12 protein-coding genes are annotated in these 12,159 nt (G+C 36.4%); all 12 read left to right on the plus strand.

The genetic code is table 11. The features are described from left to right. Positions 1-300: type VI secretion system tube protein TssD (gene tssD / locus EYS08_RS25140; protein WP_131028297.1), on the plus strand; the 300-nt coding region annotated here is incomplete at its 5' end. 363 nt (positions 301-663) lie between these two features. Next, positions 664-2,529, plus strand: coding sequence for a type VI secretion system Vgr family protein (locus EYS08_RS25145; protein ID WP_131032647.1), 1,866 nt, complete (start codon positions 664-666; stop codon positions 2,527-2,529). A 1-nt stretch (position 2,530) separates the two neighbouring features. Next, positions 2,531-2,695, plus strand: coding sequence for a hypothetical protein (locus EYS08_RS25945; RefSeq protein WP_165456556.1), 165 nt, complete (start codon positions 2,531-2,533; stop codon positions 2,693-2,695). An 82-nt stretch (positions 2,696-2,777) separates the two neighbouring features. After that, complete coding sequence (locus tag EYS08_RS25150; RefSeq protein ID WP_131032648.1) at positions 2,778-4,304, plus strand: lipase family protein; 1,527 nt, start codon at positions 2,778-2,780, stop codon at positions 4,302-4,304. Position 4,305: 1 nt separating this feature from the next. Continuing rightward, positions 4,306-4,764 carry a hypothetical protein gene (locus EYS08_RS25155; protein ID WP_131032649.1) on the plus strand — a complete coding sequence of 153 codons (459 nt, stop codon included), beginning with the start codon at positions 4,306-4,308 and terminating at the stop codon, positions 4,762-4,764. A 57-nt stretch (positions 4,765-4,821) separates the two neighbouring features. After that, the gene (locus tag EYS08_RS25160) at positions 4,822-5,778 is read left to right on the plus strand and encodes a hypothetical protein (RefSeq protein WP_131032650.1); all 957 of its coding nucleotides are present in this window, start codon (positions 4,822-4,824) and stop codon (positions 5,776-5,778) included. A 4-nt stretch (positions 5,779-5,782) separates the two neighbouring features. Beyond that, complete coding sequence (locus EYS08_RS25165) at positions 5,783-6,262, plus strand: DUF4280 domain-containing protein (protein WP_057935167.1); 480 nt, start codon at positions 5,783-5,785, stop codon at positions 6,260-6,262. Between the two features lie 3 nt (positions 6,263-6,265). Then, positions 6,266-8,863 carry an OmpA family protein gene (locus tag EYS08_RS25170; RefSeq protein WP_131032651.1) on the plus strand — a complete coding sequence of 866 codons (2,598 nt, stop codon included), beginning with the start codon at positions 6,266-6,268 and terminating at the stop codon, positions 8,861-8,863. Positions 8,864-8,867: 4 nt separating this feature from the next. Then, complete coding sequence (locus EYS08_RS25175; RefSeq protein WP_131032652.1) at positions 8,868-9,548, plus strand: hypothetical protein; 681 nt, start codon at positions 8,868-8,870, stop codon at positions 9,546-9,548. Positions 9,549-9,559: 11 nt separating this feature from the next. Next, on the plus strand, positions 9,560-10,342 hold the full coding sequence (locus EYS08_RS25180; RefSeq protein ID WP_131032653.1) for a hypothetical protein: 783 nt from the start codon (positions 9,560-9,562) through the stop codon (positions 10,340-10,342). Positions 10,343-10,749: 407 nt separating this feature from the next. Further along, positions 10,750-10,995 (plus strand): hypothetical protein, encoded by a 246-nt coding sequence (locus EYS08_RS25185; protein ID WP_131032654.1) that lies wholly within the window; start codon positions 10,750-10,752, stop codon positions 10,993-10,995. Positions 10,996-11,575: 580 nt separating this feature from the next. After that, positions 11,576-11,971, plus strand: coding sequence for a type VI secretion system tube protein TssD (gene tssD / locus EYS08_RS25190; protein ID WP_131032655.1), 396 nt, complete (start codon positions 11,576-11,578; stop codon positions 11,969-11,971). Positions 11,972-12,159 lie beyond the last annotated feature (188 nt).

The following is a 12,159-nucleotide window of genomic DNA, read 5'->3' on the forward strand; positions in this document are numbered from 1 at the left end:
CCATCGTCAGGTGTTTATGGTGGTACCATCCATATCGAAATCGAATCAACCGAAGATACTTCTGTGATCGAATCAATGGTAAACAACCAGTACAAGCCGCTTTCAGGGACATTGGTTTTCAAGAAAGGCGAAGAAGATGCTAAAATGAAAGAACTGTCTTTCGAGGATGGTTATATCATCCAGTATAACGAGGGTATTGCGGTAAACGACAATACACCCATGACATTAAGTTTTGTGGTATCGGCCCGTAAGCTAAAGCTGGGCAACGCAGAACATGAAAACGATTGGCCTAAAGCTTAGTCATCACTAAGTATATAGTAATTAAAAGCGCTCCGATTTTTTTGGGCGCTTTTAATCCGTTGCTATTTTTCATCACCCTACATCTACCTATCATCTCAATAATCCCAAAAATTAATATGGCTTTTTAATGCGTTATTAATTCACAAAGCCATCTCAAAAATTAATGCTCAATTTATGTCTAACCACTCCAAACATGTTGCAGTAAAAAACGATTACTATTCAGTTAAGATGTTTGGTTCGGCATCAATACACAATACTCATTTGAACATATGGTTTGCAGAAAATGGATCCATTTTTAATATAAGAGCATGTGCATACCCAGCATTTGGCCTAGGGTAATTGTTGTGATCAAGATAAATTAATATGGAAAAGAAACTCATTGCAGAGATCAATATAGAAGGAAAAGAAATTACACATTTTGCTTCCTTCATCCTTCAACAGGCTTTTAACGAACATCACTATTTTGAACTGCGCTTTAATCACGACCAGATGGGTGCGCCAGGACTGATCAGCTTAGATGATAGCCGCGATTTTGTGGGTAAAACCTTAACTGCCTCTTTTGGCCATTCGGCAGAAGGCATGCAGAATTTTGTGGGTCTGGTTTCAAAAGTTGAACTATCACAAAGTCATGGTTACCATGGTGTTCTAATTGTAAGTGGTTATAGCCCAACTATTTTAATCGATCGTGGACCTGATTTGGGTTCATATTTAGATAAAGACCTCAATGAAATCGTGAAATTGGCAACTAAAGATACGCCTGCCAATGATTTAAAAGTGGTGGCCAATGCCGCAAGAAATACATCAATCGATTATATTATCCAATACCGTGAAAGCGATTTTGCTTTTTTGAACCGACTTTCTGCCGAATACCACGAATGGCTTTTTTACGATGGCAAACAGCTTAATTTTGGAAAACCCAATACACAAAAGGACATATCCCTGTTTTATGGCAGAGATGTTCAGGAAATGCAGTATGCAATGGAAATTGCACCGATAAAAAATAAACGGTTCTCCTATAATCCGAAGCAGAACGAAATGCTGCTGAGCGAGAGTACAGGTAAAGTAGATGGCACACCCGATTTATCCCATGCTGTAAAAGCTTCTAACCTTACTTTTAGTAAAACCTTCAACCAACCTTCGTTAATCAGGGTAGATAATAACAACGACATTAAAAACCTGGTAGAAAATGAAGAGAAAGCCAATACAAGTGAGCTTTTAAAAGTAACAGCCAGGGGCGATAATGCAGGTTTAAGCATAGGCAGCATTGCCGAAATTACAATGAGCCTTCGTAAAGAACTTGCTTTTACATCCGAAAGTCTGGGTAAATTTCTTATTACCAGTATTACACATCATATAGACGAAAACGGTAAATACCACAATACTTTTGAAGGCAAAGTATCCACAACCGAACGTTTACTGGTAAAGAACTTCGAAAAACCACAGCCCGATATGCAACTGGCAGATGTGATCGATAATAACGATCCACAAGGCCAGGGCCGTATAAAAGTGAAATTTAAATGGGAATGTTTAACCAACGATGTTACAGAGTGGTTGCGTGTAGTTACGCCAAGTGCCGGTGTTGGCGATAGGGGTAACAACCGTGGATATTTCGCGATCCCTGAAATAGATGATCAGGTGATGATTGCCTTTGAAGAGGGAAATATTGCACGGCCGGTAGTAATGGGAAGTGTTTACCACAGCTCTAGTGTGGATAGTAGCCCTTTAATTAAAAACCACCTTAAAAGTATTATTACCAGAAGTGGGCATTTGGTCGAGTTTGATGATGATGCGAATACCCAGGGGATAAAAATTACCGATATACATCAAAATATCATTCATATTGATACCAAAGGCAACAATATCACCATTACCGCTTTGGAGAACATGACTTTAAACTGTAAGAATATGCAGATTAATGTGGAGGAAAATATGGATGTGAAAGTGGGTAAAAACATTTCAGAAAGTGCCGGTGAGAACATTACCACAAGTGCCAACGAAGACATTACGCAAACCGCTGGAAAAGATATCAATATCAGCGCCACTGGAGATATGAAAGAATCAGCAAATAATAAAACTGAAATGGTAGAAAAAGCATACATGAGAAGTGCTCAGGAATCGACACAGTATGCTGAAAAGGTAACTATTTTTAGCACCAAAGAAAACATGCTGTTGGAGAGTTCTGAAAAAACTGTAGAGATTAACAGTGCGGAAAAATCAAATCTTTTTTGATATGGCCATTAAGAAAATTGCTAAAAACCTGATCATTACAATTACTGATCAATATGTTTCTACTTCGCAAACAGTATTTGAAACTGCTGAAAAGGTAGAGATTGTTGCCTTAGGAGAAAATTTGGTTTTAGCTTCAAACAAAAAAATTAATATCACCGGTAAATAGGCAGGCTATGACAAATGTAGTGTTTAAAAAGCCGAGGTTTGTAGTACCAGAGGCCACAAAAGATAAAACTATCGTTGATTTAGTGATGATGGTTGCAGGTACCACCGACCCTATAAATACTAAAGGATTAAAACACGAGGCAAATACAACTTATTGGGATGGCAAAGATAAAGACGGCAATGCCAGTCTTGTAAATTTTTGGGCAAAAGTAAAAGAATTAAAACCTCAATTCCACAACCTACACATAGAAGGAACATTTTTTAGCTGGTCTGGTGATAATGATACCCAGGAAAGAAACTTAGCTGCAGATCGTTTATTGGATTTGATCAAGAGAGAATATCCAGGTTTTAAAAGAAAGGAAGTACACTTACATTTAATAGGGCATTCGCACGGTGGCAATGTTATTAATCAGTTTACTAATTTAATTACAACAGAAAAGGGTAAAGCATTTCCAGAGTTGTGGAAAATAAAAAGCATTACTTATCTGTCTACCCCCTTTTTTCAAAATAAACACCAGTTAAACCATACTAAACTACATCCTGCCTGCAAAATTATCAATGTACATAATGGATATGATTTAACACAACAGTTTGTCGCAGATTTTTCATTAATCAATCTCGAAGTTCTGATCCGGAATTTAAATAAAGGTAACTTTGATAAAGCACTAAAAAGGATAAAAGCTGTAGATTTTACAACCTTTGATGTATTAAGCGATTTATATATTAAGGATGACACTGAAGGACCTCGTTTGTGGAGAAATATGGCCATCCTTTTGGATGGAATTAAATTGTTGCTAGGTGCAGTAATAGATTATATTTTAAGTATCAAAACTGAAAGGTTCAAAGTTGAAAAGAAGCAGTTTTTGGACCTATTGGATAGGATTTTAAATTGGGCTACAACAGCCCAAACCGTATTTTCAACAAATCAAAGTAGAAGAAGAGGTGGTTATGGGAGATCTGAATTTTTTACCGATTTAAATTTATTGGTGGGGCTGAGACTTTTTAATGAAATTTTAGCGATAAAAACAGGTGAGAGTGACAGCTATTTACTTGGCATTTTAGAAACTTTATTTAAAGAAAATACTGGGATAACCGATAGTATTGAGCAAACTGGTTGGAACCCCAAAAAGCAGACCAAAGGTCTTGAAATAATTGATGTTCCTATTACTGATTCCGACAGATACAATAGCAGAAAGAAAAAAGCAAGTTTTGATGCTTTTTTAACACCTCTCCAATCAGCATTACAAGCCAAGAAGTTAAGAGAAGTTTTGATGCGTTTATTGAGCCAGTTTATAACTGGGAATCAGGTTAGAGATATTCAAGACAAAATTGGTAAGCTAGAATATGTTGTTTCTGGAGAAAGTGATACCCAGTTAAAGTTACTAAGAAAAACACATCTTCAAATTTATCGTAATTTGGTAACCAGGTATCATGCAGATCTGGTTGCTACTCAAGATTTAAATACCGACCTAATGGAAAGACCCGGTGGTATACCTTATTTAGCCACCATATCTCATAGTTTAAGTCATAGTCAATTTTGGGATAAAGCAAAAAATGGATTAAAAAGTGCATTTAGTTCAGGAATAAATCCGGGTTATAAGGGGAAATAATATGGAAGTTAAAAAGAAGAGTCTTTGGGTAGGTATTGCGCTTAGCCTTATTGCCGTTGGTGTTATTTTTCCTATTGAAAAAACAGACTTTTTAGATGATTTGGTTTATACCTTTTCAACTTTACTAATCGGACTATTGGTAATCATTTACGCAATATCAGGGGCAAATTTTTTAAAAGTTATAGGCTTCTTATTAGGAAGTATTTTAATAAGCATGCTCTTCTGGTTTTTGTTTGAGCGGGGTGGATGGGGAGCATCAATTGCAGTCATTTGGGGAGGAATTCCTTCAGGTCTCATTTCTGGAATTTTATTTTTAATTGGTAACTACTATTTAAAATTGGGTGAAAAGAAAGAATATAAATACCTTAAACAATTGCTACTCTACTTCTTTATGCTGTTAATAGTTTCTGTATTATTCAGAAACGGAGGTGATTGGTATTACGATGTTTTTCAAAGCTAAATGTATATTAATGTATGTTCGATAATTCTTTGTAAAATAGATTGATACAGTTTTAAAATGGACATTTCAAATAAAACCATATATTATTCAGGCTTAAACGCCCTTCGTTTAGATTGGCCTGCTGAAGTATGTCTAAAATATGGTGTTTTAATTACTTTTAACGAGGGCGAAGAAAATAGCAACGAAGTGAAATACGAAGTGCGTGTTACCAGGTTAAAGCCAGGTAAAGAGGGGCAACCTTTATTTCAAATTGAGCGGATCAGTGATGTTTTTGTCAATGAAATCTTGCCCGATCTGGTTGCCGATCGTCTGGCTTATGCTGCAGGAAAAGTATTTTATCCTTTGGTAATTACTGTTGATCAAAATGGTGGTTTTCAAAGTATTTACAATCACCAGGACATATTAAAAAGATGGCAGTCTGTTAAAAAGAAGGTGCAGGATAATTTTGAAGGCGACCTTGTAGAAAGCTATATAGAGCGGATGGAAAAACAGCTAGCTAATGCTGATAGTATAAACCTTGCATTTTTAAATAACGATTGGTTTATCCACACTTTTTTTAAACCGGTTTATAAAGAATATGGTCAAAACCATGTAACTGAATCCATATATAAATTTCCGATAGCCAGGGGCTTTAACATAGAGGGCTATCTAACGCAAGAGAAATTAGGTGCCCAGTCCAATAGCTTTGGAGCAATAGAATTGATTCATGAAGGTGCTATTATGCCTTTGGAGGATGAATTATATATCACAAACAGGGCTACTGGTAATTACGAAGGATATTATCTTTTACACCCGAAATTTAAGCGGATCATATCTATAGTTTCTGATTTCAGTTATGGAGCACAGGAAAAAGCGAAAGTAAAGGTGAAAATTGCATTGATTCCCGAAAATGACCAGGAGTTTGATCACGATTTCGAATTAGATACCAATGTTAAAGGTTTGCCCGTAACAGAAATGGTGGTACTTGATGGCCCGTCAAAAAAGGGATTTTGGGATCGTTTACTAAATAATTAAGGCAATGGCAGAGAAACATATTGTAGTTCAGGGGGCACAGTGTATGTGCAAATTTGGATCGGCGCCCGATAAACTCAAAGTGCTAACGCACACCAAAGAATATGCAAACGATAAAGATGGAAGCCAAAAATCCATAGCAACCACAATGGATATCGGCCCAACTTTTGAAAAGAACATGTTTGGCTCTTGCTCAAAAATGTATAATAAACCCTGTAATGCGGTGGTAACCAAATGGTCGGGTTTTTATGAAGATACCATCCTTACAAACGGAGGTAAAATTTTGCTCGAAGATAGCAAAGCTACCTGCCCAATAGGAGGTACCGATTGCATTGAGATTGTTCAGCATGGTCAAAAAGCAGAAGCCTCAAAACAAAACTTTAATAACGCAAATAAAGACGTACAATCACAGCTCAATCCCATGTCAGAATCTTTAGATGAATCTGCAAATAATTTTAACGGTGTAGAAGCGAGTGTTAAAGCATAACGTATGGCAAAGGGAATAAAGAAAATTATTTGGACCGGCGAAGGTAAAGTATATAATGCTAATAAAGGATCTATACCTGGCCAGTTAGTGGTAGTAGCGCCCGATCAATATGTTTGGTTCAAAATAGGAGAATGGCAGCCTGGTACTACCGAACAAGATAGAAAGAAAGATGTAAAATGGGCCGTTTTTAACGAGAAAAGCGTCATAGATCTTCAGAAAACAATACCCAGTAATTTTAGCTATGGTTACCGGATACCTAAAAAATTATGCGGACCATACCTGTGGTACATTGAAGCAACATGGAGCGGAAATTTTGATAGTAAATCAGGCTTAAAGATCAGGGGCGAATCGCCTGCAAAAATAGTAGACAGCAGGTGGACTCAAAATGAAGGAGGGGCCGATGTGCGCAAAACTTACCAGTTTTCGTACGGAGAACTCATCTGGCTCAGGCTCTTTACAGAAGGGTTAAATGGCTATGATAATGTAGAGGTAAGGGTATTCAGAAAATTGAGATCAGCATTAGGCCTATGGCCAAAAGATGATGAAGAAACCCGCAAAATTTATCGGGTGAGTGTAACTAATGGCGAAATTAACCTAAAAATCCCCAATACGTACTCCTGGTACCAATCTATGAATGATAGAGCAGATGTGGAGGAATTTTATGTTCGTGTGGTGCATCCCGTAACGGGTAAATACATTGAAGATACGGGTGGTAAAGGTGATACTGCCCATGCCCGGTTTTTAAGGATAAAAGATAAACTTAAATCGCAGGTAGTAGACATACCCGAAAACAGAACACCTGTTACCATTTACCAGCCCGATAAAAACGAGGCAAGGTTTGAGCTGTGCAAATTCGAACAAATTAATATTACCGAGGAGGGCGGCAAACCGGAACTTATTTTCGACAATGGAAAGGGCGTTAAGAATATTACCGATAAAAGGGAAAAAACGTTAGAATCTATTATTTTTAAATTTGATAGTACGGAACTTTTACCTGAAAGTTTAAAACAGCTTAACAATATATTGCGGTTCTTGCTCGAGCATCGATACAGCACCATCCAACTTGATGGTTTTGCTTGTGTAATCGGTAAACAGAATCATAACAATGTATTATCAGAAAACAGGGCAAAAACAGTAAGAGAATTTTTTATCAAAGGAAAATTAGATCCTAATCGGATCAAAACAGCCGGACATGGAGAGGTAAACCCCACAGACGATAAAAAAGGACGCGATAATATTAAATATAAAAATGAGGCAGACTATCAGAATAACCGGAGGGTTGATATTGCTTTTGAATATTACGGACATAATGCACAAACCATTATTTATGAAACTATAGTTGGTAATAAGCCAAAAAATATTACCGTAGAACCCGTAAAATTTGACACCAAAGCTTGTTTTGACCGCAAAAAGCATAATAAAACCATCAAATTAATCAACATTGATGTAAAAGCTGAGAATGAGGGCAAAATTATAGTTCCGGCAGTATCTACCATGAGTAAGTTTAATGTTATTCCATTAAATTACATTTGGCCTAGGCGTAGTGGCATAATGAATAATTACCAGGTCCATATTCATACTTGTAGATATTTTTCAGTTCCAAATAACCCCACACTTGCGATCCATGTTTATTCGGATATAAAATGGACGGTAGAATTTAAATGGTCGCATACACAACCCTTTGCCTATTCTTATGGCAATAAATTATATGGTTACGAATTAAAAAATGCCCAAAATAAAGCTATTGGTGCGGTAATAGATGCAGAATGGTCTAAAAAGTACGGTGAAATGGCTCAAAAGTTCGAACTTTCATTAACCGGAGAGTGGACTGCAGCAAACGGCAGTAAACAAAAGGTAGAGTTTGGCAAGGAATGGGAAGAACGGATTGCTAAAACTCTGCGCATTTTTAATAAAATTAAACAGCTGGCTGATGATGTAGTTCAATCGCCGGTGGCAAAAGGGAAATGGAGCTTTGAGGTAAAACCGCCTGTTATTGCTTTTTCGGCACAATGGTACCTCCAAAAAACAAATGGTAGGGTCGGTGAAATTGTAAAAATCGGTGCTGATACCAAACCACTTGTTGAGGCCAATACATTTATCGATCTGTTTAAGATTTTTGTGGAGTATGGTGGAAATGCCATTTGTCCCGGTGCAGGAACCGTAATTAACTGGGTATTAGAAAAACTTGAAAAAAATGTCAAGATTACATTTTTAGTAACTTTTGGTGGAGCAATCAATATTAATGGCCAAACTACAATAAATGTACTTTTCCCGAAAGAAACCACTGGCAATGTTAAAGTTACTGGTGAAATAAAAGTTTCGGTAGAGTTTAAGGCATTAGCAAAAGCTGGTACAGCAAATATGGGTGTGGAAGGTGTGTTAACAGCCAATGTTAAAACAAGCGTAACCGGCGGTATTGAGGTGGGTGCCGATAAAAGTGGCATCTATGCCAGCCCAATTGCATCATTTGCCGGTATTAAGGCTAAATTTGTGGCTGCTACCACCGTAAAATTCGGTTTTATTAAAAGAACATTCAGCTACGAAGGCGAGTCTGTTATAGTAAAACCAGATGAAATAAAATTCGAAAAACATTATATTTAATACTATGAAAATAAAATTATTGTCATTCACTTTGTTACTAGTGATTTTAACATCTGCCTGTAAAAAAGAGGTTATAGATATTGCGCAGTTAACTTTCAACAAACCATTGGATATTGATTTAAACAGTTATGCTTCTCGGGTGGAAAACCAGAATGGACATATCGAAGTTTCAAATGGTGGTTTTAAAACAGTTGATAAGGGCGAAAAAATTGTTAAATATTCATTCGATGAAAAGGAAAGTACCAATCTTAAATTCGACGGGGCATCGATTAATCCTTCATTTGGGGCAGTTATTACCACCTATAACAACCTGTTATCATTTGCAACATTTACCGTTAATGCAGAGCAGACTGCTGGCAGTATACAATATCTCAAGAAAAAATTCGGGAAACCTGATAGTGCCTCGGTAAACAACATCGTAGCCGAAGCGTTGAGTGCCAAAACCAAGGAAATGCTTAAAGAAAGCTTTCCCGAATATTATAAAGAGTATAAAAATGATTTCAATAGTATGGTTGTTGATTATCCACAGGTAACTTCATGGGTGAAAAATGATGTCCTATATCGGTTAACACTAGATCCGGTAAATAATAGTTTAAACTTTAAACTCGATATTATTACTAAAAAAGCATTTGAAGACGCCGTAATTATGGGGTATCATAAAAATATTGACAATCCTTTTAAATAACCGAGCAAGGCATGATAAAAGAACCCTATTATTTAGTTGACTTCAATGTCTCTCTTGCAAATTTCGATATATTGATCAATGATGTGCTGGCCTTTTCATATGATAGCGGGGGGAGCATTTACTCAAATTACCCCATAAATCATTTTATACTGAACAGTGGGTTGCAGCAGGTTAAACTGAGGCTTAAGCCCTTGGCAGATTCACAAACAATACATCAGGATGCCGAAGCTATTATTAAAATACAATACCTTGATGCTTCAACAATGGATAAGGAGCAGCTTAAAACTGTATACGAATATAAAATGCAGCGGGCTAAAGATGGTAAATTGCCCCTTTTAGAGTCTATCGGAGAATTTAAGGCAGAGGTACCTTATCAATTAATAGGCTGGACCAATGCTGGTATTATCGATGTTGAAAATGAAGCTGCCATCGAGAAGGTACACAACTATTACCGTCGGATTTATACACTTTTTAAAGATCAGGATGTGAATGCGCTTGCACCGCTCTTAGAAAAAAGGTATGAAGAAACAGATGCATCTATGTACCTGGAAGAAGATAATATTGCCGTACTGAACAGCATTTTCAAAATGCTCGATGCTGAGGGTTATGTCATGCAGGATTTTCCGGAAGTGCCAAGGGTAGAATTTTACGCAAAAAATAGGGTGGTAAACTTAATCAGAGAGGATAAATCTCCGATTATTTCTTATTTAAAAACGGAAGAGGACGAAGAATTTGGCTTTCCATTATACATACACCTGCCAAAAGGCAATAATGGGTTCGAAATTATCCGCTAGATGCCCAATTGCGAGGAATAAAATTATGAAAGGAATATTATTTATAGTCGCAATTGTACTTTTTTTAGGCTGTAGTTATTGAAACTGGTGGCGAAAAAATTGAATTGTTATTTGTTTTGGAATAAAAATGATAAAAATGTTGCTGCCAGTAATTTTAATTTTCGGATTGATCTCTTGCAATTCTGAAGAGATGAAAGAAAAAATAAAGATAATTTAGCTAATGTCGTAAATCAGAACAAGGTTTTTGCATTCGATTTGAGTGAGATTAATTTTACTGAAAATTAAATACGATACTAACTAGCCAAGGAATTAAGCTAGAGGACAACAAAAGTAAAGAACAAACTATTTTTGATTTCAATACTTATGTGAGTACATCCGACAAGTTTTTGAGATTTAATGGTAAATCTATGACAGTTACATTTCTGGGTGGGACTAATCAGGTTATAATCCATTATAATAGTAACAGTGGGGCTATAGCGTTAGACGAAAACGGAGATGAGGTTAAATCATCAGAACAAACAAAAAAGACATACAAAGTATGGGAAAGCAAGAAAACAGGAAATTCTTATTTTTTAATTCAAACAGGCTCTGGAAACAACATATATGTTGAATTAACCGCTCTAAATAGAAAGGCTAAATGCGCGCAGGATTAGATTTCATTCAGGGCTTTTGATTGGTATAAAAACTAAGCTTTTATTCTTTAACCTAAACATTTTAGGGGCATACAGGTAAATTGAGTTACTTATGACAACAAGTGTTAAGTTCGGATAAAATAAAGGCTCTAGGCTGAAACATGAACCCAAATTGTAGGTAGGCCATTAAAGTCGTATAGTTTAACCTAACTCGTGAAACATTGTAAGCCTCTTAATTTTATTGGTTCCAAATCTGGTCTTACTTTGTACTCGCAGAAAATAATGCTGTTTTCTGTTATTGCCAATAATATTAACAATTACTTTTTTGTTGCAAAAAGTAACGCCTTGTCTAAAAATGCTACAATATTTTAAGTTATTGCATGTAGTGGAAATGAGACGGTAAGTGATTTCAAAAAAAATACATTTTTTTTCTTGTCAAAAATCTGCATTCTGCTAACCGTAGGATAATATTTTAGAATTCGGTGTACACGTTAGCTGTTATATAAGAGGAACATACACAATAATTGGCTTAATATTTGGTTTATATTTAATGTAGCGGAGGCTACATAAATTAAATTTTTAACCTTTAAATTTTAAAACTATGGCTTTCAAAGCTAGATTAAATTTTTCAGGCAGGGAGTACGATGTGCTTCATTGTGCCTATGCGTTAAACCGTGATGTAGATGCTAAGGGAAGACCTTCTTCCGGAGTTTACGGCGGTACCATCGACATTGAGATCGAGTCAACCGAAGACACCTCAATAATCGAGGCGATGGTAAACAACCAGTACAAACCTATTACAGGAACCCTTCTGATCAAGAAAACAGAGGAAGATGCCAAAATGAAAGAAGTTAACTTCGAGGATGGCTACATTGTTAAATATTCTGAAGGGATAAACATTGTTGGCGATCACCCGATGACACTCAAATTCCAGATTTCAGCCAGAAAGCTTAAATTAGGCAATGCCGAGCACCTTAACGACTGGCCAAAAGCCTAAGCGGAGGTTGAAGGCAGAAAGGTAAATGGTTTAAGGCATCACGTAAATTCTAACCACTAACGAACTAACTTTAAACAGTTTAGAGAAGAGGGTTTAGAGTTTAGGCAAATGAAACGCAAAACGCCAGCTACTTTACACTTCACGCCAACCGCTCAACGCAATTCATTCATTTTTCAAAAACATTAAAA

It is taken from the genome of Pedobacter kyonggii, assembly GCF_004310665.1.
Lineage (GTDB): Bacteria > Bacteroidota > Bacteroidia > Sphingobacteriales > Sphingobacteriaceae > Pedobacter > Pedobacter kyonggii.

Excerpts from the sequence above, each read along its gene's own strand:
- EYS08_RS25185 (WP_131032654.1), top strand. The coding sequence starts at position 10,750 with ATGACAGTTACATTTCTGGGTGGGACTAATCAGGTTATAATCCATTAT.
- EYS08_RS25160 (WP_131032650.1), top strand. The coding sequence starts at position 4,822 with ATGGACATTTCAAATAAAACCATATATTATTCAGGCTTAAACGCCCTT.
- EYS08_RS25155 (WP_131032649.1), top strand. The coding sequence starts at position 4,306 with ATGGAAGTTAAAAAGAAGAGTCTTTGGGTAGGTATTGCGCTTAGCCTT.
- EYS08_RS25145 (WP_131032647.1), top strand. The coding sequence starts at position 664 with ATGGAAAAGAAACTCATTGCAGAGATCAATATAGAAGGAAAAGAAATT.
- EYS08_RS25180 (WP_131032653.1), top strand. The coding sequence starts at position 9,560 with ATGATAAAAGAACCCTATTATTTAGTTGACTTCAATGTCTCTCTTGCA.
- tssD (WP_131032655.1), top strand. The coding sequence starts at position 11,576 with ATGGCTTTCAAAGCTAGATTAAATTTTTCAGGCAGGGAGTACGATGTG.
- EYS08_RS25165 (WP_057935167.1), top strand. The coding sequence starts at position 5,783 with ATGGCAGAGAAACATATTGTAGTTCAGGGGGCACAGTGTATGTGCAAA.
- EYS08_RS25170 (WP_131032651.1), top strand. The coding sequence starts at position 6,266 with ATGGCAAAGGGAATAAAGAAAATTATTTGGACCGGCGAAGGTAAAGTA.
- EYS08_RS25945 (WP_165456556.1), top strand. The coding sequence starts at position 2,531 with ATGGCCATTAAGAAAATTGCTAAAAACCTGATCATTACAATTACTGAT.
- EYS08_RS25175 (WP_131032652.1), top strand. The coding sequence starts at position 8,868 with ATGAAAATAAAATTATTGTCATTCACTTTGTTACTAGTGATTTTAACA.